Origin of the sequence: Pseudomonas sp. GM21 (genome assembly GCF_000282215.1) — a bacterium.
Classification (GTDB): domain Bacteria; phylum Pseudomonadota; class Gammaproteobacteria; order Pseudomonadales; family Pseudomonadaceae; genus Aquipseudomonas.
On sequence record NZ_AKJS01000118.1, the window covers coordinates 15,439 to 38,740 of the forward strand.

General features: G+C 58.2%; 19 protein-coding genes and 2 tRNA genes. 8 read left to right on the forward strand and 13 right to left on the reverse strand.

Features of this window, described 5'->3' with window-relative positions; genetic code table 11:
- The first annotated feature begins 155 nt into the window (after positions 1 to 155).
- Positions 156 to 2,057 carry a potassium transporter Kup gene (locus PMI22_RS09460; protein WP_007947191.1) on the forward strand — a complete coding sequence of 634 codons (1,902 nt, stop codon included), beginning with the start codon at positions 156 to 158 and terminating at the stop codon, positions 2,055 to 2,057.
- Positions 2,058 to 2,571: 514 nt separating this feature from the next.
- Here PMI22_RS09460 and PMI22_RS09455 read toward each other — a convergent pair.
- Positions 2,572 to 2,898 carry a DUF3077 domain-containing protein gene (locus PMI22_RS09455; RefSeq protein WP_007947193.1) on the reverse strand — a complete coding sequence of 109 codons (327 nt, stop codon included), beginning with the start codon at positions 2,896 to 2,898 and terminating at the stop codon, positions 2,572 to 2,574.
- A gap of 487 nt (positions 2,899 to 3,385) precedes the next feature.
- Here PMI22_RS09455 and PMI22_RS09450 point away from each other — a divergent pair, with 487 nt between their 5' ends.
- Genes PMI22_RS09450 through PMI22_RS09440 form a run of 3 tightly spaced genes read left to right on the forward strand, consistent with a single transcriptional unit; the run spans position 3,386 to position 5,521 of the window.
- Positions 3,386 to 4,153 carry a hypothetical protein gene (locus PMI22_RS09450; RefSeq protein ID WP_007947195.1) on the forward strand — a complete coding sequence of 256 codons (768 nt, stop codon included), beginning with the start codon at positions 3,386 to 3,388 and terminating at the stop codon, positions 4,151 to 4,153.
- A gap of 1 nt (position 4,154) precedes the next feature.
- A complete protein-coding gene (locus PMI22_RS09445) occupies positions 4,155 to 4,853 on the forward strand; it encodes a hypothetical protein (RefSeq protein WP_007947196.1) in 699 nt (232 codons plus the stop codon).
- Positions 4,850 to 5,521, forward strand: coding sequence for a PP2C family protein-serine/threonine phosphatase (locus PMI22_RS09440; protein WP_007947197.1), 672 nt, complete (start codon positions 4,850 to 4,852; stop codon positions 5,519 to 5,521). Before PMI22_RS09445 ends, PMI22_RS09440 begins: the two co-directional genes overlap by 4 nt.
- Before the next feature lie 83 nt (positions 5,522 to 5,604).
- Here PMI22_RS09440 and PMI22_RS09435 read toward each other — a convergent pair whose 3' ends face one another.
- From PMI22_RS09435 to PMI22_RS09420, 4 genes are all read right to left on the reverse strand, one after another.
- Positions 5,605 to 6,903 carry a virulence factor family protein gene (locus tag PMI22_RS09435; RefSeq protein WP_007947198.1) on the reverse strand — a complete coding sequence of 433 codons (1,299 nt, stop codon included), beginning with the start codon at positions 6,901 to 6,903 and terminating at the stop codon, positions 5,605 to 5,607.
- Positions 6,903 to 9,545 carry a bifunctional lysylphosphatidylglycerol flippase/synthetase MprF gene (gene mprF / locus PMI22_RS09430; RefSeq protein ID WP_007947199.1) on the reverse strand — a complete coding sequence of 881 codons (2,643 nt, stop codon included), beginning with the start codon at positions 9,543 to 9,545 and terminating at the stop codon, positions 6,903 to 6,905. The genes PMI22_RS09435 and mprF overlap by 1 nt, the downstream gene beginning before the upstream one ends.
- Before the next feature lie 278 nt (positions 9,546 to 9,823).
- A tRNA-Met gene (locus PMI22_RS09425) sits at positions 9,824 to 9,900 on the reverse strand.
- Positions 9,901 to 10,132: 232 nt separating this feature from the next.
- Positions 10,133 to 10,209, reverse strand: a tRNA-Met gene (locus PMI22_RS09420).
- 300 nt (positions 10,210 to 10,509) lie between these two features.
- On the opposite strand from PMI22_RS09420, the gene dinB reads away from it, so the two are divergent.
- On the forward strand, positions 10,510 to 11,571 hold the full coding sequence (dinB, locus tag PMI22_RS09415; RefSeq protein WP_007947200.1) for a DNA polymerase IV: 1,062 nt from the start codon (positions 10,510 to 10,512) through the stop codon (positions 11,569 to 11,571).
- 113 nt (positions 11,572 to 11,684) lie between these two features.
- Here dinB and PMI22_RS09410 read toward each other — a convergent pair whose 3' ends face one another.
- The 4 genes from PMI22_RS09410 to PMI22_RS09395 form a co-directional block, all read right to left on the reverse strand.
- A complete protein-coding gene (locus tag PMI22_RS09410) occupies positions 11,685 to 12,638 on the reverse strand; it encodes a hypothetical protein (protein WP_007947201.1) in 954 nt (317 codons plus the stop codon).
- A gap of 17 nt (positions 12,639 to 12,655) precedes the next feature.
- Entirely contained in the window at positions 12,656 to 14,371 is a 1,716-nt protein-coding gene (locus PMI22_RS09405; RefSeq protein WP_007947202.1) for a proline--tRNA ligase, read from the reverse strand.
- Positions 14,372 to 14,501: 130 nt separating this feature from the next.
- A complete protein-coding gene (locus tag PMI22_RS09400; protein WP_007947204.1) occupies positions 14,502 to 16,061 on the reverse strand; it encodes an AmpG family muropeptide MFS transporter in 1,560 nt (519 codons plus the stop codon).
- A gap of 44 nt (positions 16,062 to 16,105) precedes the next feature.
- Positions 16,106 to 16,459 (reverse strand): MGMT family protein, encoded by a 354-nt coding sequence (locus tag PMI22_RS09395; protein WP_007947205.1) that lies wholly within the window; start codon positions 16,457 to 16,459, stop codon positions 16,106 to 16,108.
- A 163-nt stretch (positions 16,460 to 16,622) separates the two neighbouring features.
- On the opposite strand from PMI22_RS09395, the gene PMI22_RS09390 reads away from it, so the two are divergent.
- Complete coding sequence (locus PMI22_RS09390) at positions 16,623 to 17,630, forward strand: DUF481 domain-containing protein (RefSeq protein WP_033049468.1); 1,008 nt, start codon at positions 16,623 to 16,625, stop codon at positions 17,628 to 17,630.
- Positions 17,631 to 17,740: 110 nt separating this feature from the next.
- On the opposite strand, the gene PMI22_RS09385 is transcribed toward PMI22_RS09390, so the two are convergent.
- Positions 17,741 to 17,950 (reverse strand): cold-shock protein, encoded by a 210-nt coding sequence (locus PMI22_RS09385; RefSeq protein WP_002554837.1) that lies wholly within the window; start codon positions 17,948 to 17,950, stop codon positions 17,741 to 17,743.
- Positions 17,951 to 18,304: 354 nt separating this feature from the next.
- Here PMI22_RS09385 and dcd point away from each other — a divergent pair, with 354 nt between their 5' ends.
- Together dcd and PMI22_RS09375 are read left to right on the forward strand one after the other, a co-directional pair.
- Positions 18,305 to 18,871, forward strand: coding sequence for a dCTP deaminase (gene dcd / locus PMI22_RS09380; protein ID WP_007947207.1), 567 nt, complete (start codon positions 18,305 to 18,307; stop codon positions 18,869 to 18,871).
- 107 nt (positions 18,872 to 18,978) lie between these two features.
- Entirely contained in the window at positions 18,979 to 19,188 is a 210-nt protein-coding gene (locus PMI22_RS09375) for a hypothetical protein (RefSeq protein ID WP_007947208.1), read from the forward strand.
- A gap of 46 nt (positions 19,189 to 19,234) precedes the next feature.
- Here the strand turns inward: PMI22_RS09375 and pdeM are convergent, their stop codons facing one another.
- The 3 genes from pdeM to PMI22_RS09360 all read right to left on the reverse strand — a co-directional run bounded on the left by pdeM (position 19,235) and on the right by PMI22_RS09360 (position 23,299).
- Entirely contained in the window at positions 19,235 to 19,891 is a 657-nt protein-coding gene (gene pdeM / locus PMI22_RS09370) for a ligase-associated DNA damage response endonuclease PdeM (RefSeq protein WP_007947210.1), read from the reverse strand.
- Entirely contained in the window at positions 19,888 to 22,377 is a 2,490-nt protein-coding gene (locus PMI22_RS09365) for a ligase-associated DNA damage response DEXH box helicase (protein WP_007947211.1), read from the reverse strand. Before PMI22_RS09365 ends, pdeM begins: the two co-directional genes overlap by 4 nt.
- Positions 22,378 to 22,534: 157 nt before the next feature.
- Positions 22,535 to 23,299 (reverse strand): ABC transporter ATP-binding protein, encoded by a 765-nt coding sequence (locus tag PMI22_RS09360; RefSeq protein ID WP_007947212.1) that lies wholly within the window; start codon positions 23,297 to 23,299, stop codon positions 22,535 to 22,537.
- Between the last annotated feature and the right edge of the window lie 3 nt (positions 23,300 to 23,302).

Sequence of the window (23,302 nt, forward strand, 5' to 3'; positions counted from 1 at the left end):
ACGACGAGTGCTGCGCTATGCTTCGCGCCGTTAGGCTTTATCGAATTTTTACAGTCAAAAAATCGTCTGTAACCGTAAGTAAAACAGCGCATGCTGCACGACAAAGCATAGTGCTTCTTTCAAAGAAGCCCGGGTCTGGGAATCAGGAGTGGTGGATGGGTCAGGCAAGTAGTCAGGCGGCGGGTGCCGAGCATTCAGCGGCAAAGCCGATCGGCATGCTGGTCGCGGCGGTCGGGGTGGTTTATGGCGATATCGGCACGAGCCCGCTGTACACCCTCAAAGAAGTGTTTTCCGGTGCCTACGGCGTACCGGTCAACCATGACGGCGTGCTGGGGATACTGGCGCTGATCTTCTGGTCGCTGATCTGGGTCGTTTCGATCAAGTACATGATGTTTGTCCTGCGCGCCGACAACCAGGGCGAAGGCGGGATCATGGCGTTGACCGCGCTGGCCCGAAGGGCGGCGGCGGGGCATCCGAAATTGCGCACGTTGCTGGTGGTCTGCGGGTTGATCGGTGCGGCGCTGTTCTACGGCGACAGCATGATCACCCCGGCGATTTCCGTGCTCTCGGCCATTGAAGGGCTGGGGCTGGCCTTTGATGGCATCGACCATTGGGTGGTGCCACTGTCGCTGATCGTACTGGTGGCGCTGTTCCTGATCCAGAGCCACGGTACTGCGCGCATTGGCATTCTGTTCGGGCCGATCATGGTCACCTGGTTTGTGGTGCTGGGCGCGTTGGGCGTCTACGGGATCATGCAGCACCCGGAAGTGTTACAAGCGATGAACCCGGTGTGGGGCGTGCGTTTCTTCGTCGTGCACCCGGGCATGGGTGTCGCGATTCTTGGCGCGGTGGTGCTGGCGTTGACCGGTGCCGAAGCGCTGTACGCCGACATGGGCCACTTCGGTCGCAAGCCGATTGCCCGCGCGTGGTTCATCCTCGTGCTGCCGGCGCTGGTGCTGAACTACTTTGGTCAGGGCGCGCTGCTGCTGGGTGACCCGGAGGCCGCTCGTAATCCGTTCTACCTGTTAGCGCCAAGCTGGGCGTTGATTCCGTTGGTGGGCTTGTCGACCCTGGCCACGGTGATTGCCTCGCAAGCGGTGATTTCGGGTGCATTCTCCCTGACCCGTCAGGCGATCCAGCTCGGCTACATTCCGCGCATGCACATTCGACACACCTCCAGCGCCGAACAAGGCCAGATCTACATTGGCGCGGTGAACTGGGCGCTGATGGTCGGTGTGATTCTGCTGGTGTTGGGCTTCGAATCCTCCGGTGCTCTGGCCTCGGCCTACGGCGTGGCGGTGACGGGCACAATGCTGATGACCACCATCCTGGTGTCGGCGGTGATGTTGCTGCTGTGGAAATGGCCACCGGTCCTCGCCGTGCCGGTGTTGCTCGGATTCCTGCTGGTGGACGGTCTGTACTTCGCCGCCAACGTGCCGAAAATCGTGCAGGGCGGCGCCTTCCCGGTGATCGCCGGTATCGCGCTGTTCGTGCTGATGACCACTTGGAAACGCGGCAAGCAACTACTGGTGGAGCGCATGGACGAAGGCGGGCTGCCTCTGCCGATCTTCATCAGCAGTATCGCCGTGCAACCACCGCATCGCGTACAAGGCACCGCCGTGTTCCTGACCGCGCGCCCGGATGCCGTGCCTCACGCGTTGTTGCACAACCTGCTGCATAACCAGGTACTGCACGAGCAAGTGGTGCTGCTGACCGTGGTGTATGAAGACATTCCGCGCGTGCCCACGACCCGGCGCTTCGAGGTGGAGTCCCATGGCCAGGGTTTCTTCCGGGTGATCCTGCATTTCGGCTTCATCGACGAACCGGACGTGCCGCAAGCACTGAAGTTGTGTCATCTCGATGACCTGGACTTCAGCCCGATGCGCACCACCTACTTCCTCAGCCGCGAGACGGTCATCGCCTCCAAGCTGGAAGGCATGGCGCGCTGGCGGGAAGGGTTGTTCGCCTTTATGTTGAAGAACGCTAACGGCAATTTGCGCTTCTTCAATCTGCCACTGAACCGGGTGATTGAGCTGGGTACTCAGGTAGAAATGTAAGCCCAACAAAAAGCCCCCGTTGCCGTGAAGGTGGCGGGGGCTTTTTTGTGTCTGGGTTTTTCTTATGTTTCTCGTCTGCTGGCTTTGATCTATGTTCCGTCGACGCAATATTTTGCGATCACATAGGCGTGCATGCGCACAATAGTGAGGGAAAGGTGAGTATGGAGGCAGAGATAAAGCAGAAAGTGCTCGATGAGCTTGAGGAGCTTCGGATTGAAGCTGCTGCCCGGGAGCGACTGACTGGGTTTGATCAAGCCGAGGCGGTTAGTCACGATGAAATGCGGGCTCGGTACACGCAAAAAGACTGACGGCCGTGTTTTTTGCACCACAGCAAATTCCGTTGATGCAATGAAGATCCCTGTGGGAGCGAGCCTGCTCGCGAAAGCGGTCTGTCAGATACATCAATGGTAAATGTCAGTCTGCATTCGCGAGCAGGCTCGCTCCCACAGGGATTTTCGGTGTCTGCTGGAACGAAAAAGCCGCGTGGTTACGCGGCTTTTTCGTTTCCGTGAACTTACTTACTTTGGGGTAGCTCTTCTTCGGATTCGGTTTTTGTCCGGGCAGGCCGCGGGGTCAGGACCTTCAGCACATCATCAATGACTGCCTTACCCATCGCCGTCAGGTAATGCGCGGCCCAGGCATGGCGGTCGGTGTCTTTTGCGTAGGCGGCATCCTCGGCGAATGATTTGCCGAGGAATAGAAGGTCGGCGGCTTGTGACAGTGCTTCGACGATGGGGACGCCGGCGCGGACGTTGAATAGCGCCTGATCGGAGCAGTAGATGAGGGGGGTGAAGCCGATGGTTTTTAAATCTGAAATCGCGGAAGCATCTGTTTTGGTCATAGTCAATTTCCTAGTTGAGGAGCTAACCCACTCGTTTCCAAGCGAATGGGTGGCAGCTGTACGCAGGTTGGAAACCGGGAACTAGGAAACCGGCACGCCCGAGGGCGTCCCACGCACAGCTGCCATAACTCATGATCACAAAAAACGCATGCGATCATGAGGGGCACTGTTGCGGCTCGTATCCGACGGGTTTCCAAGCCCGATCGCTGAATGGTCAGCGACGTCCGGAGACTACCCCGTCGAAGAAAAGCGCAACAAGGCATCAAAGTGCCCAAACGTACGATTCGGAGTTTGCCTACAAGGTCTGCGGGCGTCATCCGATATTGCGACCCCTCAAAGTAAACGAAACTAAACGCGGTGAGGAATTTGACAAGTCGCGGGAGATTTCGCGTTGTTGCAAATATCGAAAGATCTTGACGGCTCAATATTTCCAATGAGACAAGTGTCCACGTTTTATGGAATGTGGACACTTGGAGTTCATGGCTTCATGAAGAGTCAAGACATTTTGCTTTTGTTCAAAATGGCCAGCCTGCACGCCCAAGAGGAAAACCTCGTTGGGAAGATGGAGTTTGAGTCGAATTCGAACACGGTTGAGGAGTTGTTGAAGCCCCAGCAGATAAATCGAATGACGGCAGGGGGGCGAGTGGGACAGTCGCTAATCACCTACCCCGCTGAGGGTGAAGAAATTGTATTCAACCGCAAGGCGTTCGACTCATCCATGGGTGATGAGGATGGCTGGGAAGGGTGGTCGGAGCCTGTGCCTTCTGCATCGCTGGCGAGTTGGAGTGAAGGCTACTCGTTGCGTGCGTTGTCTGCGTCTCTTGGGCTAAGCAAAAGCGAGGTTTCAAACGCTATAGCCAGGTGCCGTGAGTCCGGATTGCTCTCCAATGACTACGACACCGGGCTCCCGAAAGTTAATCGGCGAGAGCTGCTGAAAATTACCGAGCACGCTCTGAAATATTTTTTCCCCGTGAAGCCGGGCGCGATGGTTCGCGGGATTCCAACAGGCTTCGCTGCCCCCGCGCTATCCAAAAGCATCAAGAGCGCTGGCGGGTTGATTCCGGTTTGGCCTGATGCTCTCGGAACTGAGCGTGGCCAGGCGATAGAACCGCTCTACAAGACAGTTCCGGAAGCGGTGAAGCGGGACAGGATCCTTTATCACTATCTTGCGCTGGCTGATGCGATCCGTCTTGGTGGTCCGCGAGAGTGCGGTGTCGCGGTTAACATTTTAAAAGCAGGGATGGGCCTGAAATAACATGTCTTCAAACGCTGATCACAACTACGAGCTCATAGAATTTGTTGCAGACGGCTTGGGAGCGGCGTTTCTCACTGAGATTGCTTTTGTCGGCGGTTGCACCACTGCCATGCTGGTCACTGATGCTGCCGTGCTCGACGACATTCGTTTCACCGATGATGTTGACTTGGTGATCGAGCTGGCAGGCATTAGCGCCTGGCAACACCTCATAGAGCGGTTGGCGGCGAAGGACTTCAAAATTACCGGTGAAGATGAAGTCAACTGTCGTTTCCGTTTCAACGACGTCGTCGTAGATGTGATGCCTTCTGACTCTGCTGTTCTCGGGTATGCCAACCGTTGGTTCGTAGAGGGGCTGGCGAGGGCCGATAAGTTTGCGTTACCCAGCGGTACCGTCATCCAGATATTTAAACCGACTTACTTTCTAGCGACGAAACTAGAGGCATTTAGCGGTCGGGGTGGGGGTGACCCTTACCACAAAGATGTCGAAGACATCCTCATCTTGATTGATGGTCGTACAGAGCTTTTGGAAGAGGTTCGCCAGGCTGAACCTGAGCTCAAGGAGTTCATCACGTCTGGAATTCGAGAACTCATGGGGCTCAGTGGTATCGACTACGTGATTGAAAGTTCGGGCTCAGTGCAGGCCAATCCGGATAGAGGTCGAATCATTTACATGCGCATGAAAAACCTGAGCAACGCATGAGATACATCACCAGATCGGTGACAGGACGGACCAGGAAAGCCAATCATGACTCCGCTGGCGCTCTTTGCGACGGCGGCAGAGGGCTGTTCGTCATTACGGACGGTACGTCGAAGCCCGGGAGTGGGCAACTGGCTGAATGCTTCGTAAAAGGTGTTTTAGCGGCCTACCCGAAACACATGGATCAGAGGGGCGAAATCACCGAGCACGGAGCAGTTGGGCAGTTACTTGGTTCAGTGCTGGCGGAGCTTCACCCCATTTTGTTTGCGGATCAGACAGGGACCACGTGTTACCTGATCGGTTTCGCTGCTCATGGGAAGCTCACGCTTGCGTATGAAGGTGACTGTTCGTGCGGAGTAGTGACATCGGCAGGCACAATCGAGTGGATTACGCCGCCCCACTGCAAGGCCAATTGGAGGCGCGACCGTTCGCACCTTGAGTTGGCGCAAGACCCTGCTCGAAACCGGGTAACCCGATGCCTGAAGGTTAGTCGTGCTCCGGACCCTGAATTTGTTTTTCACCCATTGGCTGTGGGTGAGCGACTGGTGTTCGTAACCGATGGCTTCTGGGCAGAGTTAACGGAGTCGCAGCAAAGCAGCTTGTTGGCAGCACCGGATAGAGACTTTATCGCTGTTGAAGATGACGTAACGTGGATAGATGTCCAGCTTTAACCTGGAAGCACTTCACGTTTGCACATGTAAAAAAGCCCCCGCAACCAAACAGCTGCGGGGGCTTTTTCGTGGCGACGCTCAGATCACTCCTGCGCCGTCGCCTCTTCCTTGGCTTGCCGCTTCTCGATGATGTCCACCAAGCGCTTGGCCAATGCCGGGTAATTCTCATCAAAGTGATGGCCGCCAGGCAGTTTCATCGTTTCGCCCACGGCGGTCTTGTCGGTGCAGCCGCTTTCGTCGACTTCTTCTTCACCGTAGATGCACACCACTTTCTCTGGTGGCAGCTTGGCCATTTCCGGGCCTGTGGCGGCTTCTTTGCCGGCGTTGCCGAGCCAGCCTTCGACTTCGATTTCGAAGCTGCCGGTGCGGGCGAAGGCCAACAGGATGATGGCATCGACGCGCTGTTGTTCCGATTCGGCCAGGCGGTTGTAGATCGCCGGCAGTACGTCAGCGCCGAACGAGTAGCCGGTCAGGATGAAGCGCTTGGTGCCCCATTTCTGCCGGTAGTGTTGCATCAGTTCGGCGAGGTCCAGGGCGCTTTGCTCCGGGCTCTTGTGCTGCCAGTAGTAGCGCAGGGTGTCGATGCCGACTACCGGATAGCCGATCTTGGCCATTTCGCCCGCGACGTCGCGGTCGAGGTCACGCCAGCCGCCGTCGCCGGAGAGGAACAGGGTGACGGTGTCCTTGGCTTGGCCGGCCGGTACTTCGACTACAGGGATTTGCAGGCCGCCGGCGGCTTTGTCGCCGCCGACGAGGAGTTTGCGCAGTTCGTTGTTCAGCACCTGCGGCAGGTTGATGTCGTAGTCGCTGATGCTGGTTTCGGCGTTCGGTTGATCGCGCACGAAGCCGGCACTGGTGTCGTCCGGGTTGTCGTTCCACGCCACCAACCAGTGGCCGTGAGCAGCGGTTTTCGGCAGCTGGTGAGTGCAGCCCGGTTTTTCCAGGGCCAGGTCAACGGAGATGGCCTGAGCCTTGTCATTCTTCTGTTCGGACAACCAGCGCCAGGCCAACACAGCGCCAGGGCCGATACCGCTGACCAGGGTCGCCGGGCCTTTGAGTTCTCTCAGGCCAGATTGCAGTGCGCGGCTTTGCAGCAGGCAGTCTTTAGGCAGAATCACTTGAACAATCTGCGCCGAACCGGAGCGGCTCAGGGTGATCAGTTGTTGATCGCTGAGCTTCTGGTCTTCATTGACCGCCACCAGCACCTGAGCCTTCGGCGTGGTGCCGGGAATCACACGGGTCATGGCGGCGCCATCGGCGGGCGTCAACAGTTCGAGGGTCGGTGCCGGTGCCGGGCGTTTCAGGTACCAGAAACCGCCACCGAGAATCAGGGCCAGCACTACCAGTGTGGCCAGTACGTACCGCAAGGAGCGTTGAATCATCAGCGTTTCACCAATCCAGTCAAGCCGCCCGCAATCAGGGCAGCAGTATCGGCCAGGGCCACCAGCGGATCGAGTCCGGCGGGCACGGCCATATAACGGGGTTCCCAGTCAGGCTGGAACTTGTCTTTGAAGCGGCGCAAGCCTTGGAAGTTGTAGAGCTGCTCACCACGGCGGAACACCATCGAGCCCAGACGCTGGGTCAGTGGTGCGCCCCGACGGGGTTGCAACCCCGACAACGGCACCATGCCCAGGCTGAAACGCGCGTATCCATGATTTTTATAATGTTGAATCAGGCCGACCATCATGAATTCCATCGTCAGCTTCGGCGCGTCCGGGTGCGCACGCATCAGGTCGAGGCTGGCCAACTCATGGCCGTAGGTCTCGAGCAAGTTGGCGAAGGCTACCGGGCGACCTTCAAAGCGGATCACCGCAATGCGAAAGTGCTTGAGGTAGTCATCGCTGAAACGGCCGAGCGAGAAGCCTTTCTCGCGGACATTCTTGCCGGTCAGCCAGGCATCGGAAATCACCTTGAGCTCATCCATGGGTGCCTGGCCGGGCTCGTGGATTTCCAGCGACAGGCCATCGCGGGTGCCACGGTTCCAGGTGTAGCGCAGGTCTTTCATCTCTTTGCCCTTGGCTTCGAGATCAAAGCGATGCAGATCGACCCGGGCTTCTTCGCCCAGTTTTATCGCGGTCAGGCCGATGTCCATGTAGTACGGCAGGTTCTCGGCGCGTACCTGATAGAACACAGGGCGGGCGTGGTGGACGTCGCAGAGGTCGCGGAACTGCCAGATCATCTCAGCGCGTTGCTGCGTCGGGCCGATTGGGTCGTACAACGCCACCAGGCTGCGCCCACGGCGGGCGTACATCAGAAACGCCTCGTCGTCAGGGTGGAACAGCAGCGCCTTGTCGCCGGTCAGGGCCAGGCCGCCATCCGGTTGGGCGGAAGCCATGAGGATTTTTACTGCACGGTCGAGTTCATCCTGCGTGGGCAGGTGAATGACCGGGCGAGCGGTGCGCAGCAGCCATGTCAGCGACACCACGACCAACAGCACAGCGGCGCCCAGCAGCGAGCGCAAGCCGCGCGGCGCATCGGCATCCAGGGTGAATTGCCACCAGAGTTGATGGCTGTACGGAACGTCCTGATACGCAAACAGCAGCAACCAGATCGAGGCGCCCAGCACGCAGAGGCTGGACACCAGATACAGCGGTGAAAATGGCAGTTCGGTCAGGCGGCTAGGGCGATAGAAGGAGCTGCGGAATACCCCCAGCAAGCTGGCGGTAAGGGTCATCAGGCAGGCTTCTTCCCAGTCAAAACCCTTGAGCAGGGAAAGCAGGGCGCCGACCAGCAGCAAAATGGTGGTCAGCATCCAGGCGGCAGAGAGGCGTCGACGCAGGCCTTGAGCCAGCAACAGGCACAGCACGCCGATCAGGCTCGCGCCGAAGTGCGAGGCGTCGACCAGGCGATGGGGGATCAGAAAACCGATGTGTTCCAGGCGGGTGTCGATTTCCGGGGTCACGCCGGAAAACAGCAGGACCACACCGGACAGGAACACCAAAACCGCCAGAATCGGTGCCGCCAGGCCCGACGCTGCCCGCAGGGACTGACGCGACTGAAACAGGCGCTGGCCTTCGTTGATCAGCAGGAACAGGCAAGCCACCAGCAGGGGCAGCACCACATAGATCAGTCGATACAACAGCAAGGCGGCGGCCAGTGGTGCCGCGCCCAGTGAATCGGCAAAGGCGGCCAGCAGGATCGCTTCGAATACACCAACCCCGCCCGGCACGTGGCTGAGCACGCCGGCGGCCAATGCCAGCAGGTACACCAGCAGGAAAGCGCCAAAGGGCGGTGCCTCGGGCAACAATAGATAGAGCACGGTCGCGGCGGCTGCCACGTCCAGGGCGGTGATGATCAGTTGCAGGAAGGTCAGGCGGCGGCCGGGCAGGCGCAAGGTGCGGCGGCCGACTTTGACCAGGAGGTTGTCTGGTGAAGGTTGTTCCGGCAGGCGACGGCGGTAGATACCGATGGCCAGGACGCTGAAGAGCAGCAGGACTGCCGAGGCAATCGTGCCGAGCAATGTCTGCGACAACCCCAAGGCAACAGAAGCGGCAGGCAGGTTGCTGAGGGTTGCCAGGGCAGCCAGTGGTGGCAGGGCGCAACCGAGCGACAGGCTGGCAAACAACGTCATGTGAGCGACTTCTGATGCCCCCAGGCCATGACGTGCATATAAACGGTAACGAACCGAGCCCCCCGAGAGCATCGAAAGGCCGATCGCATTCCCGATCGCAAAGGCCGTGAACCCGCCGAGCGCCAATATTCGAGGCGCCAGCGTTACACCCGCATAGCGGCTGGCCGACCACTCGTAACCCAACAGAATAATGAAGCCGACCACGGTCGCACCCAAGGCACCCAGCAGTGCCGGTTTCGGGACTTCCAGAATCGAGTCGTGCAAAGCGTACAGGTCGAGTTCGCTCAGCAAGTGACGACAGGCGATCAGCGCGATAGCGAACAACAGCAGAGTGACCGCCAGGCCGATGGGCTGGCGATATTTGCTGATCAGATCGAGCAGGCGCAAGCGCTCGGCCTTGATCGGGTGTGTCGCTGTGACGGTGTCTTGTGGGTCAGACGAGTTGGCGCGCATCAATCACCTCTTGAATCGTGCGCGACAGGATGGAGGTATCGAGCCAAGTTACCAATCCCTGTAGTAAAAAATAATCACGAATATTAACGCCTCTTACCGGGTTCCGGCGATGGCACGTTATGAGTCGAAGAGGGGGCGGCCTGCGTTCCGGCAAGATGTGAAACCGGCATTTTGATGATCCCTGACGCTTCGCCACACTGTGACAGATCATTGTTGCGAAAGGACTTTTTCGGCAGATACAAAAAAGGCCACTCTTTCGAGTAGCCTTTTTTGATGTTTGGTTGCGGGAGCCGGATTTGAACCGACGACCTTCGGGTTATGAGCCCGACGAGCTACCAGACTGCTCCATCCCGCGTCTGTGTGGCGGCATTCTACAGGCGAACGGCGGGGTGTCAACCGTTAATCCCAAGATGGGTCAAATAAGTGCAAATGAGCGGCGAACGGTCGCAGGGGAGGCCTAAGTTTCGGAATCAGAACGATTTCTCGTTTTGGTGCGCTTAAGCGTAACGGCCTCATTTCTTCGCGGGAGCCTACAAAACAGACGCGCACAAAAAAGGCCACTCTTTCGAGTAGCCTTTTTTGATGTTTGGTTGCGGGAGCCGGATTTGAACCGACGACCTTCGGGTTATGAGCCCGACGAGCTACCAGACTGCTCCATCCCGCGTCTGTGTGTCGGCATTCTACAGAGGATCGCGGGGGTGTCAACCTTCAATATCTGAAAAACCTCTTCCTGTTCAACCGCTTAGCCTGAAATCAGGATGGGGTTGGTGGCTGTAAGGTAGACGTGGCAAGGCCTGTAGCTCTATTGGCAGGTTGCATTCGATTGAAAAAATAAATGCACAGAGTACTTTCCTACGTGTGAAAAAGAACATTCCGAGTACTGGTGCTATATACAGGTGTCGGTGAGATACTGCTTGTCCGACACCCCAATGCTCCATTTCTTCGTCATGAACTGCGCTTTTATATGACCCAGCGAAAAATCATCCACGTCGACTGTGACTGCTTCTACGCCGCCATCGAGATGCGTGATGACCCGCGCCTGGCCGGTAAGCCATTGGCAGTGGGTGGTTCGGCGGATCGACGGGGAGTGATTGCGACCTGCAACTATGAGGCGCGGGCCTATGGTGTACGGTCGGCCATGTCTTCCGGGCATGCGTTGAAGCTGTGCCCGGACCTGACCATCGTCAAGCCGCGCATGGACGCTTATAGAGAAGCCTCGAAGGAAATTCACACGATCTTTCGCGATTACACTGACATGATCGAGCCACTGTCCCTCGATGAGGCCTATCTCGACGTGTCGGACAGCGCGCATTTCGGCGGCAGCGCTACGCGTATCGCCCAAGACATTCGTCGGCGAGTGTCCAATCAATTGCACATCACCGTGTCGGCCGGTGTGGCGCCGAACAAGTTTCTGGCCAAGATCGCCAGTGACTGGAAGAAGCCCAATGGCTTGTTTGTCATCACACCGGATCAAGTGGAAGACTTTGTCAGTGGCTTGCCGGTGAGCAAGTTGCACGGTGTGGGCAAAGTCACTGCCGATAAGCTGGGAAGGCTTGGCATCGTCGATTGCTCGCATTTGCGCGAGTGGGACAAATTGGCGCTGGTGCGCGAATTCGGCAGTTTCGGCGAACGACTCTGGAGCCTGGCCCGGGGAATTGATGAACGTTTGGTCCACAACGACAGTCGTCGGCAGTCGATCAGCGTCGAAAACACCTATGACGTGGACCTGCCGGATCTGGTGAGCTGTCTGGATAAACTACCCGAGCTGTTGGAAACCCTGGCGGGGCGCATGGCGCGAATCGACAGCAGCTATCGGCCCGGCAAGCCGTTCGTGAAAGTGAAATTCCATGACTTTACCCAGACCACGCTGGAGCAGGCGGGCGCAGGGCGGGATTTGGGGAGTTATCAGTTGCTGCTGACCCAGGCGTTCAATCGCGGCGGGAAACCGGTGCGGTTGTTGGGGGTTGGGGTCAGGCTTGAGGATTTGCGGAGAGGGTTTGAACAGATGGAGTTGTTTGAGCGGTAGTTTTGTAGTGAATTTCAGGGCCTCATCGCGGGCAAGTCGGATCGCCGCACCGCCGCTCCCGCAAGAATGACGCGGTGCCTGTGGGAGCGGGCTTGCCAGCGATGCTTTAAGTCTTAATTCGGTCCCGGATCCGCCACCAAACGCCCGGCATCCTTGGTCAACGACTTGAGGAATTCGCTCTGCAACTCGGGGTCGTTGCGTGTCAGTTCGATCAGGCTTTGCTCAAGCTCGCTGGCTTCTTCCTCCAGACCCAGTTCTGACAGGCGCTTGACTCGGTGTACCCACTGGCTCACTTCGTCATCTTCAAGGTCGTCATAAATCAGCCCGTGGGCTTCGAGCAGCTTGCCACGCAAAGAACTGCTGACTTCCAGGGATGTGTTGGTGTGCACATCGTCGTTGCCATCTTCGACGCTGATCAGCAGGCGGCTCAGATGATTGATGTCATGTTCGGCAAACGGGCTGTCCAGCAGGTTCACGCGCAAAACGCCGTTTTTGTCGGTGCTCAGGTCGAACGTTTCCTTGCCAGCCTTGACCTCTACCGGACGTTCGCTCCAGGGCAGGCTCGAGTATTCAGTACGCTTGTCGAGCTGAACCTCATCGATGCCGGCCAGGTTTTGCTGGGCTCGGCCGTGAGACTGCACGTTCATGAACGGGTTGAGTCCGGCGAAACCGTAGCTCAGCCAATCCTTGGTCGCGCTGTCCGGCAGATTACCGAGGGTCAACACGTTGACGACGTTCGCGCCAGCACCGGCCACTACCGCCACCGCGCCCAGCGGGATCTCATAGACCTCCCGCCAGGGTTGGTAAGGTGTGTAGCGATCATAGTGGCGCGTGACTTCGAATTCGGTGACTTCGAATGTCTTCTGCTCGTGGATTTTCACCCGACGTTGCGGCAGATCAAGCACCTTGGGATCACCCACATCGATCTGCAGGCTGTGATCGAGCAATTTGCGCTCGACACGTTCCTCGTGCTCGCTGCGTTGCGACATCTGATTGGCACAGCCGCTGACCAGCAGGGTGCCGCACAGGGCAGCACCACCGAGGCCTAAGGTGTTTCGCTTGAACATGACTTCTCTATCTGGTGTCAGCGGCGGATACGGGCCTGGAGGAAAGACAACACGTCAGCGACCGGCAGCGCTTGCGCGTCAGGTTCGGTGCGGCTCTTGTATTCCAGATTGCCTTCGGCAAGGCCGCGGTCACTGACCACGATCCGGTGAGGAATGCCGATCAGCTCCATGTCCGCGAACTTGATGCCCGGACTGGTCTTTTTGTCGCGGTCGTCCAGCAGTACTTCGAAGCCGGCTGCGGTCAGTTCTGCATACAGCTTGTCGGTCGCTTCGCGAACCTGTTCGGTTTCGTAGCGCAATGGCACCAGAGCCACCTGGAACGGCGCAAGCGTGTCGCTCCAGATGATCCCGTTGGCGTCGTTGTTCTGCTCGATGGCGGCCGCCACCACGCGGGAAACGCCGATGCCGTAGCAACCCATTTCCAGGGTGACCGGCTTGCCGTTCTCGCCCAGCACTTCGCATTTCATCGCTTTGCTGTATTTGTTGCCCAGCTGGAAGATGTGCCCGACTTCAATGCCACGTTTGATTTCCAGCGTGCCCTTGCCATCAGGGCTTGGGTCGCCGGCCACCACGTTGCGCAGGTCGGCAACGGTCGGAACAGGCAGATCACGCTCCCAGTTCACGCCGAAGTAGTGTTTGTCGTCGATGTTGGCACCAATGCCGAAGTCGCTCATCAGTTCGACGGAACGGTCGATGATGATTGGCAGTGGCAGGTTCAGCGGGCCCAGAGAGCCAGCGCCGGCGCCAATGGCGTCACGCAGTTCGCTTTCGGACGCCATGACCAGCGGGCTGGCAACGCCTGGCTGGTTGGCGGCCTTGATTTCGTTCAGTTCGTGGTCGCCACGGATGATCAGGGCAATCAGCTTGCCTGGCTCTTCAGCGTGAACCACCAGGGTCTTGATGGTCTTTTCGATCGGCAGGTTGAAGCCTTCGACCAGTTGCGCAATGGTCTTGGCGTTCGGGGTGTCGACCAGACGCAGCTCTTCGGCAGGCAGCGCGCGCGAAGTTTCCCGTGGTACCGCTTCGGCTTTCTCGATGTTCGCCGCGTAGTCGGAACCGTTGCTGAAGACGATGTCGTCTTCGCCGGATTCGGCCAGTACGTGGAATTCGTGAGAGCCAGCACCGCCGATGGAGCCGTTGTCGGCTTCTACAGGACGGAACTTCAGGCCCAGACGGGTGAACACGTTGCAGTAAGCCTGGTGCATGCGGTCGTAGGTGACTTGCAGCGAAGGCTGGTCAGCGTGGAACGAATAGGCATCCTTCATGATGAATTCACGACCGCGCATCAAACCGAAGCGTGGGCGGATTTCATCGCGGAACTTGGTCTGGATTTGGTACAGGTTGATCGGCAGCTGTTTGTAGCTGCTCAACTCGTTGCGCATCAGATCGGTGATCACTTCTTCGTGGGTCGGGCCCGCGCAGAAATCACGACCATGGCGATCCTTGAAACGCAGCAATTCAGGGCCGTACTCTTCCCAGCGACCGGATTCCTGCCACAGCTCAGCCGGTTGTGTGCTCGGCATCAACACTTCAAGAGAGCCCGCGGCGTTCATTTCTTCACGAACGACGGCTTCGACCTTGCGCATGACTCGCAAGCCCATCGGCAGCCAGGTATAGAGGCCCGAGGCGAGTTTGCGGATCATGCCGGCGCGCAGCATCAGCTGATGGCTGATCACGACCGCATCGGAAGGCGTTTCTTTCTGTGTGGCGAGCAAAAATTGACTGGTGCGCATGGTTGGCCGTTGTCGGTTGCTGATGACGAGAAATGACGGAGCATTGTACGGGCGAGATCCGCTGGCGTACAGGCGTGCGGTCGGTGGCGTGGCAGGAGGGCGGGAATCACACCGCCCTTTGCGAAGATTCCTACGATTCTTCCACGATCTGGGTCGGAGCCGGCTCTGGCGTCGGCGTCGGACCTGCCCGACGGCTCTCCTGGTACCAGTGGAGGGCGATCAGCAGCAGTGTCGGAACGCCGAGCAGGGCGGTGATCAAGAAGAAATTGTGATAGCCGAATTTTTCGACCATGACTCCCGAGTAGCCGCCGATCAGGCGTGGCAGCAGCAGCATGATCGAACTGAGCAGGGCGTACTGGGTGGCGGAGAACTTGAGGTTGGTGAGGCTCGACAGGTACGCAACAAACGCCGATGTCGCCAGGCCCGAGCTGAAGTTGTCCAGGGAAATGGTGAGGATCAGCATGTTCAGGTTGGCGCCCATGTCGGCGAGCATCAGGAACAGCAGGTTGGTGCCGGCCGACGAAATGCCGCCGATCAGCAGAATCGGCAAGATACCGAAACGCACAATCAGCAAGCCGCCCATGCCGGCGCCGACCAGGGTCATGATCAGGCCGAAGACTTTACTGACCCCGGCTATCTGATCCTTGGTGAATCCCTGATCGATATAGAACACGTTGGCCATCACGCCCATGACCGTATCGGACATGCGGTAGGTGGCGATCAAGCCGAGCAGTAGCAACGCTTGCCAGCGATACCGCGTGATGAAGTCATTGACCGGCGTCAGCACCGGCGCCAGACCGCGGCGGCCCATGGCCGACAGGCACATGGCTGTCAGCATGATGTAGAGGATCGCCCGCAGGAGCGCCCGGTCTTCGAGTACCAGGTCGAGCAGGCTCACGCCTTCGAATAGCACGCTGGCGAAGTCGGTGTTGTAGAGCTGGGTGAACATGGCGGGCACGGACACCAGCAGCACGATCAGCACAAACACGGACGCCAGTTGATGCGCAAAACTGTAACGGCCGGCCTGAAGCTGAGTGCGCAGTGGCACAGGTGGTTCGCGCATGAACAGTGAGGTGATCAATGCCGGAAGCATCAGCGCGCCGAACAGTATGTAGGTACCCGCCCAGGCCGAATGCTGATAATTGAAACCGGTGGATCCGAAGCCTTCAGCGAAGAACAATGCGCCGGCCGTCGCCAACAGCGCGGCGATCCGATAACCCGACATGTAGCTGGCGGCGAGTGCCGCCTGACGACTGTCCTCGGCGATTTCCAGACGATAGGCGTCGACCGCAATGTCCTGCGTCGCCGAGGCGAAGGCGACGACCACTGCGATGGCGATCAGCCAGGACAAATGCTTTTGTGGGTCGCAAAAACCCATGCCTACCAGACCGAGGATCACCAGCGCCTGCGACAGCACCAGCCACGAGCGTCGTCGCCCCAGCTTGCCGAGAAATGGCAGGCGCCATTGGTCGAGCAGGGGGGACCAGACCCATTTAAAGGCGTAGGCCAAGCCGATGAGACTTGCATAACCAATGGTCTCGCGAGCTACACCTGCCTCGCGGAGCCAGACGGAAAGCGTCGAAAACACCAGCATGTAGGGCAGGCCGGCGGCGAAACCAAGCAGCAACAACACAAGCGTCGAGGGGCTGGCATAGGCGGCGAGCGCGGCGCGCCAGGTTTTACGGGGCATGGGCTGGAGTCTGCCTCAAGAATTACGGAAACAAAGGGCGCACTCTAACCGCTGTGCTCTACCGGGCGCCAGCCATGGCGCTGAATATCAACACGATTATTCTGGATGCTGACACCTTCCGAGCGCAATCGCGCGCGCTGTTCATCCCCCGAAGGGCTGCCCACAGGCAGGCTGATCCGACCGCCGGCACCGAGAACCCGATGCCAGGGTAATTTGGTATCGCCCGGCAATTGGCTCAACGTGCGTCCGACCCAGCGGGCAGCGCGACCGAGTCCGGCCAGCTCCGCGAGTTGACCATAGCTCACCACTTTGCCTTCAGGCACTTGGGCCAGGGTCAGGTAGAGCGCCGTGCGTCGGATCTGCGCCGCACTTTCGGTTTCCGAGGTTGGTTCGATCACGTGCGCAATTCCAGAAAAAAGGTCGCATTGCCGTTTGTAGAGTAAGTCCCGGATCACTGTTTGAGAAATGAACTCAATAGAAATAGTCGGGTCATTCCTTGCTAGGGTCTTATTCCTGAGGATAATGCCGACGTTTTTCGCAAACTTGAGTCTGTTTTTGCTTATGTTGTCCAGAACACTGCTTTGCCTCGCTGTCCTGAGTGCTTCCACACCTTTGCTCGCCGATACCGTCTGGTTGAAAAACGGTGACAAGTTGAGTGGCAAGATCACGTTATTCGATGGCGGAAAATTGGTAATCCAGACCGAGTACGCAGGTTCGATCGCGATCGACTGGAAACAGGTCAAAACCCTGGAAAGCGATCAGGAGGTGCTGGTCAAGCAGGATGCGTACACAGGCGAGAAAACCAAGTCGCTGCATGCGGCAGGCGACGGCAAGGTAACGCTGGAAAACGGCGAGGCTCCCAAGACGGTAGAGCTGGCCAGTATTCAGCAGATTCTCAAGCCCAAGCCGGTGGTCGAAGATCTGGTGTGGAAAGGGAATATCGACGCGGCGCTGGATTACCAGCGGGCGGAAAACAACACCGACGATTACAGTATCGACTTCAAGACGACGGCGCGCCATGGCAAATGGCGGCACACGGCGGAAGGTGAGTACAACCGCGAATTCCAGGATGACGTTGTTACGACTGACAACTGGCGGGGCGAATACTCGCTCGACCGCTTCCTGACAGAGAAATGGTTCTGGCAGGGTCGGGCAGTCTATAAGCGCGATAAAGTCGAAAACCTTTCCCGTCAGCGCACCCTCGGTACCGGTCCGGGTTACCAGTTCTGGGATGACGAATTGGGCGCATTCTCCTTGGGCTCGCTGGTCAACCGCACGGACTATGAGTTCACGGACGGCGGCAAGGACGACTTCTATGCCTTGGCAATGACGTGGGATTACAACCGTTACCTGATCGGCAAGAAGGTGGAACTCTTCACCAATGGCGAAGTGGGCAAGCCGTTGTCAGACGTGGCCAATTATGCGCTCGATGCGGAATTGGGCTTGCGCTACAAGGTGACCGAATGGGCGTCGCTTAACCTGAAGGCCGAGCGAGACGTCGTCAGCGGTACCGAAGACGCTGATCAGGACCAGATTCGCTACACCGCAGGGTTTGGCGTAGCCTGGTAAGGCAAAAAAAATCGCAGTCATGGGCTGCGATTTTTTTGTACCTGTAAATCAGTCAGGCACAAAAAAGCCCCGCTTTTGAGGGCGGGGCTTTTTACTAAAGCAAGTACAAGTTAGATAACTTGAACTTCTTCAGCTTGCATGCCTTTCTGACCGCGGGTAGCGATGAAAGAAACCTGTTGGCCTTCTTTCAGGCTTTTGAAGCCGTCGGATTGGATAGCTTTGAAGTGAACGAACAGGTCGTCACCGGATTGTGGAGTGATGAAGCCGAAGCCTTTTTCATCGTTGAACCACTTAACGGTACCGGTTTGGCGATTAGACATGGTGTAACTCCTTGAACAAAGATAACTGCGACTCAGGAAGAACCCTGGCCGAGACTGAGTGCAAAGAGCAGGAAAAATTCTTGTAGATGGTTGGATCGAAATTCAACATATCGTGTAGAGATTCTCAGTGACACAAGCAGCACAGTGGCGCCACCTTAACCCTTTTTCCCGAACGTGCCAATGCTTCTTGCGAAGGTTTCTCTGAATTCAGGACTGACGGTCTATCGGATTTTGGGAAAGGCCCCGAATTCACGGGGGATCCGCGAGAATTGCGCCTCGGACTTTGAACCCGGAGCGCGCGGCCGGTAAGATGCCGGACAGAATTTTTCCACCTCGCTATTCAGGACACCCGCCATGAGCATCAAATCGGACAAGTGGATTCGCCGCATGGCGCAAGAGCACGGCATGATCGAACCCTTCGTTGAGCGCCAGGTGCGCGGCGAAGGTGCCGAGCGCGTGATTTCCTACGGTGTTTCGAGCTATGGCTACGATGTGCGCTGCGCCGATGAATTCAAGGTGTTCACCAACATCAATTCGGCCACCGTTGATCCGAAGAATTTCGACGAGAAGAGCTTCGTCGACGTTAAAAGCGATGTTTGCATCATTCCACCCAACTCCTTTGCCCTGGCCCGTACCGTGGAATTCTTCCGCATTCCACGCAACGTGCTGACCATCTGCCTGGGTAAAAGCACCTACGCGCGCTGCGGCATTATCGTCAACGTGACGCCGCTTGAGCCTGAGTGGGAAGGGCATGTGACGCTGGAGTTCTCCAACACCACGACGCTGCCGGCGAAAATCTACGCCAACGAAGGCGTCGCACAGATGCTGTTCTTCGAATCCGACGAAGAGTGCGAAGTGTCCTATAAGGACCGTGGCGGCAAGTATCAGGGCCAGCTCGGCGTCACCCTGCCGCGCACCTGATCCGTTCATCTGGTCAATCAGCGGGAATTCTTGAGCGGGTAGACACTCTATGGGGTGTACTGCCCGGTTCGCGCACAGCGGACGGGGCCTTCGCTCAGGAGTGCTTTATGAAGATCGATCCGCGAATAAGTGCCGAACTGGCAAGGCTTGAGCCCAATCAGATTGGCGTTTTGGCCTGGTCCTTGTTGGCACATCCGCCCGTCAGCATGGCGGGGGGCATCCCCGGTCAGCCAGACCCCGATACCCCGAATGAACAGCCGACAGAACCCGGTGAACCCACCTTGCCGGATGAGCCGCCTCCCGCGCCGGTAGCCTGATCTGCTGTCGAAAGGAATGGCCAGTCAGCTGATGTCTGTAAAGACTTCAGCTGACTGGCCATATTTCGTTGTCGCCAATGACAAAGATCCTGCAGTTGTCGTCCCGCTCGATCTGATACCCGCCGGTAAACACGCCGAAGGCCGGCAGCAGGCTGATGGCTTCTCCCAACCTGAAACACGCCAATCGCAAGCATTGTCGACCTCTGCCTCTTAGGCGATATACGGGATGTACGTGCCCGGCGAGTACAGGCCGATCAGGATGAGGATGCGGTTCATGCTGCAAGGCGAACGGCCCCAGCAGCAACGGTTCAGGCACCACACGAATGTTTAACGAGGCAGGTGGGTCGCCCGCTCGTTTATCGTGGTTGCCGCGGATCAGTGTCATTGGCAAATCAGGATGCCCCGCTCGCCATTCGGTCAATGCGCTCAACGTGGCCATTGCATGAGAGCCAGGCCCGTGAAGAAAGTCGCCGAGGAAAATCAGCTGCCGACAGGGTAGGGCCGCCAGCAACCTTTCCAATACAGCGATATTGCTGGCGGTGGTGCCATGAGGCACCGGCTGACCAAGGCTTCGATACGCAGCAGCTTTACCGAAATGCACATCGGCGATCAGCAGGGCTTGTTGCTTTGGCCAATAGATAGCTTTTTCCGGCAGCAGCCACAATTCCTCGCCAGCCAGGTTCACGGGATAGGGCGTACTCATCCTGTTTTCCCGTTAGCGGCGGATTTCTCAAGATCACTGACCATGCGTCGGATACGGTCCGCGAGTTTTTCCGAACTCATGCTTTCGCGCATGCGTTCCACCCATAGTGGAAAGGCCAGCGGTGTGGGGCGTTTGATCTGATGCAGGTCCATTTTCAACCGAGTAACCCGCTCCAACGTCTGTTCCAGTCGATGAATATCCAGTTCATTGCGCAGGACTTCTTCCCCGGCCTGGGCCAGCAGCAGATTCCCGGCGTCGTACTGTTTGAATACTTCGAAGAACAACCCGCTCGACGCCTGAACCTGACGTGTACTTTTCGGCGCGCCGGGATAGCCGGCAAACACCAGCCCGGCGATCCGCGCGATTTCACGAAAGCGTCGCAGAGCAAGTTCGCCGGCATTCAGACTGGCGAGCACATCTTCCAACAAATGATTGGGACTCAAAAATTCGCCGTTCAGGATCTGCGACCAATCCACGCGCGTGGCGCTGAGCAACTCCAGCCCGTAGTCATTTACCGCGATGGAAAACGTCACCGTCTGCAGTTGACTGACGCGCCACGCCAGCAGACTCGCAAGCCCCAGATGCACCTGGCGCCCGGCAAAGGGATAAAGAAACAGGTGCCAGCCTTCGCGGGATTTCAGCGCTTCGGCGAGCAAGGAGTATGAGGTCGGCAATCCGGACCAGCGCTGTTGCACCTCCAGCAATGGCCGTAATGCCTGCATTTCGAGACCAATGAACTCGCCCCGCGCCGCCGCACTGAATTGCTCGATCACCGCTTGGGCCAATTCGTTGGATAGCGGCATCCGTCCGCCATTCCAGCGTGGCACAGCGGCTTTTTTCGCGGCACTGCGTTTGACATAAGCGGTCATGTTTTCCACCCGGACCAATTCCAGCAAACGCCCGGCAAACAGAAAGCCGTCACCCGGCTTGAGCCGCGCGATAAACCCTTCCTCGACACTGCCCAGCTGTTTGCCGCCGCCACCCTTGCTCCAGAACTTCAGCTGGATGCTCGCATCGCTGACGATGGTGCCGATGCTCATGCGATGTCGTCGGGCGAGGCGCGCATCCGGCACGCGCCAGACACCGTGTTCATCCGGTTCGACCCGGCGGTAATCCGGATAGGCTGTGAGAGATAGTCCGCCATGGCGTACGAATGCCAGTGCCCAGGTCCAGTCCGCCAAGGTGAGGTCGCGATAAGCCCACGCACTGCGTACTTCTTCGTACAACTGATCAGGTAAAAACCCACCGCCCAGGGCCATGCTGACCAGATGCTGAACCAGCACATCCAGAGGTTTTTCGGGCGACTCGCGGGGTTCGATACGTCGTTGCGCCACGGCAACTTGCGCGGCAGCCGCCTCGATCAATTCCAGACTGTGGGTCGGCACCAGCGTCACCCGCGAAACCCGTCCTGGCGCGTGCCCGGAACGGCCCGCCCGCTGCATCAATCGCGCCACGCCTTTGGCTGAGCCGATTTGCAGCACGCGCTCCACCGGCAGAAAATCCACGCCCAAGTCCAGGCTTGAAGTACAGACCACCGCCTTGAGTAGACCTTCCTTCAGTGCGCGTTCGACCCAGTCGCGGGTGTCCCGTGACAGGGAGCTGTGATGCAAGGCGATCCGCCCGGCCCAATCGGGGCGTGCATCCAGCAAGGCCTGATACCAAATCTCGGATTGGGCACGGGTGTTGGTGAAGACCAGGCTGCTGGGGCTGGTCTCCAACTCCGCGAGGACCTGAGGCAACATCTTCAAACCGATATGTCCGGCCCATGGAAATCGTTCGATGGCCGGGGGTAACAAGGTGTCGACCTGCAGCACCTTGGACGTTTGACCCTGGACGCTGACACCACCACCTTGAGGGAGCAATACCTGTTCGGCGTGGGACTGATTGCCGAGGGTGGCGGAAACACCCCATACAATCAGCTCCGGATGCCAGCAACGCAGGCGGGCGAGCGCGAGCTGCAATTGCACGCCGCGTTTATTGCCAAGCAGTTCATGCCATTCGTCGACCACTACCATGCGCAATGTCGCCAGCGCTGTTTGCGCATCGGCATGGGCGAGCAGCAGGGTCAGACTTTCCGGCGTGGTGATCAGGGTGGTGGGTAATCGCCGACTCTGGCGAGCACGTTCACTGCTGCTGGTGTCACCGGTGCGCAGGCCGACGCTCCATGGAATGGGTAAATCCAGCAGTGTCGTTTCCAGCGCACGAGCAGTGTCGGCCGCCAGTGCGCGCATGGGGGTTATCCACAGCACCGTCAGTGGTTGGGCGACCGGTTTTCGTTTACGAGGGGGGGCAGCGGGTGTGACAGACGTGGCAAAGCGATTGAGCGCTGCAAACCAGACCGCATAGGTTTTACCAGCGCCGGTGCTGGCATGCAGTAATCCGGATTGGCCGCGTTTAACCGCCGCCCACACCTGTTTTTGAAAGGCGAAAGGTTTCCAGCCGCGATCGGTAAACCATTGTTTTGCGTAGTCGGGGGAGGTTCCCATGCCGGCGGTGTGCGCTCTGAACGTCTTCTTTCAGTGACCGCGCAGGGATGCGAAAGGTTTAATGCAACAACGCGATCCCGTAGGAGCACGGCTTGCCGGCGATGGCGGTCTCAAGGATTCCATCGCGAGCAGGCTCGCTCCCACAGGTTTTGCGGTGTTACTTCAGGTTGCCGCTGAGGAATTGCTTCAACCGTTCACTCTTCGGGTTGCCCAGTACGTCTTCCGGCGCGCCTTCTTCCTCTACCAGCCCTTGGTGCAGGAACAGCACCTGGTTGGAGACTTTGCGGGCGAAGCTCATTTCATGCGTCACCATGATCATGGTCCGGCCTTCTTCGGCCAGGCCCTGGATCACTCGCAATACTTCACCCACCAGTTCCGGGTCGAGTGCCGATGTCGGTTCGTCAAACAGCATGACTTCCGGTTCCATGGCCAGCGCCCGGGCAATGGCGACCCGCTGTTGCTGACCGCCAGACAGAAACGCCGGGTACTGGTCGGCAACGCGCGCGGCCAGGCCAACCTTGTCCAGATAGCGCCGGGCTCGGTCTTCGGCCTCTTCCTTGCTGCAGCCCAACACCCGGCGCGGGGCCATGGTGATGTTTTCCAGCACGGTCATGTGGCTCCACAGGTTGAAGTGCTGGAACACCATGGCCAGGCGGGTGCGGATCCGTTGCAGCTCATTGGCATCGGCCACGTGCATGCCGTGACGATCCTTGATCATGCGGATGTTCTGCCCGTCGAGGCTCATGGCGCCGTCGTTGGGCTGTTCAAGAAAGTTGATGCAGCGCAGGAACGTACTTTTGCCCGAGCCGCTGGCGCCGATCAGGCTGATGACGTCACCGGTATTGGCCTTGAGCGAAACGCCTTTGAGAACTTCATGATCGCCATAGCTTTTATGCAGGCCTTCGATGGTCAGTTTGTACATGGG

Excerpts from the sequence above, each read along its gene's own strand:
- mprF (WP_007947199.1), bottom strand. The coding sequence starts at position 9,545 with ATGCGCGCCAACTCGTCTGACCCACAAGACACCGTCACAGCGACACAC.
- PMI22_RS09445 (WP_007947196.1), top strand. The coding sequence starts at position 4,155 with ATGTCTTCAAACGCTGATCACAACTACGAGCTCATAGAATTTGTTGCA.
- PMI22_RS09440 (WP_007947197.1), top strand. The coding sequence starts at position 4,850 with ATGAGATACATCACCAGATCGGTGACAGGACGGACCAGGAAAGCCAAT.
- PMI22_RS09375 (WP_007947208.1), top strand. The coding sequence starts at position 18,979 with ATGAAGATCGATCCGCGAATAAGTGCCGAACTGGCAAGGCTTGAGCCC.
- PMI22_RS09450 (WP_007947195.1), top strand. The coding sequence starts at position 3,386 with ATGAAGAGTCAAGACATTTTGCTTTTGTTCAAAATGGCCAGCCTGCAC.
- PMI22_RS09435 (WP_007947198.1), bottom strand. The coding sequence starts at position 6,903 with ATGATTCAACGCTCCTTGCGGTACGTACTGGCCACACTGGTAGTGCTG.
- PMI22_RS09385 (WP_002554837.1), bottom strand. The coding sequence starts at position 17,950 with ATGTCTAATCGCCAAACCGGTACCGTTAAGTGGTTCAACGATGAAAAA.
- PMI22_RS09460 (WP_007947191.1), top strand. The coding sequence starts at position 156 with ATGGGTCAGGCAAGTAGTCAGGCGGCGGGTGCCGAGCATTCAGCGGCA.
- dcd (WP_007947207.1), top strand. The coding sequence starts at position 18,305 with ATGAGCATCAAATCGGACAAGTGGATTCGCCGCATGGCGCAAGAGCAC.
- pdeM (WP_007947210.1), bottom strand. The coding sequence starts at position 19,891 with ATGAGTACGCCCTATCCCGTGAACCTGGCTGGCGAGGAATTGTGGCTG.
- PMI22_RS09455 (WP_007947193.1), bottom strand. The coding sequence starts at position 2,898 with ATGACCAAAACAGATGCTTCCGCGATTTCAGATTTAAAAACCATCGGC.
- PMI22_RS09365 (WP_007947211.1), bottom strand. The coding sequence starts at position 22,377 with ATGGGAACCTCCCCCGACTACGCAAAACAATGGTTTACCGATCGCGGC.
- PMI22_RS09410 (WP_007947201.1), bottom strand. The coding sequence starts at position 12,638 with ATGTTCAAGCGAAACACCTTAGGCCTCGGTGGTGCTGCCCTGTGCGGC.
- PMI22_RS09390 (WP_033049468.1), top strand. The coding sequence starts at position 16,623 with ATGTTGTCCAGAACACTGCTTTGCCTCGCTGTCCTGAGTGCTTCCACA.
- dinB (WP_007947200.1), top strand. The coding sequence starts at position 10,510 with ATGACCCAGCGAAAAATCATCCACGTCGACTGTGACTGCTTCTACGCC.
- PMI22_RS09405 (WP_007947202.1), bottom strand. The coding sequence starts at position 14,371 with ATGCGCACCAGTCAATTTTTGCTCGCCACACAGAAAGAAACGCCTTCC.
- PMI22_RS09360 (WP_007947212.1), bottom strand. The coding sequence starts at position 23,299 with ATGTACAAACTGACCATCGAAGGCCTGCATAAAAGCTATGGCGATCAT.
- PMI22_RS09400 (WP_007947204.1), bottom strand. The coding sequence starts at position 16,061 with ATGCCCCGTAAAACCTGGCGCGCCGCGCTCGCCGCCTATGCCAGCCCC.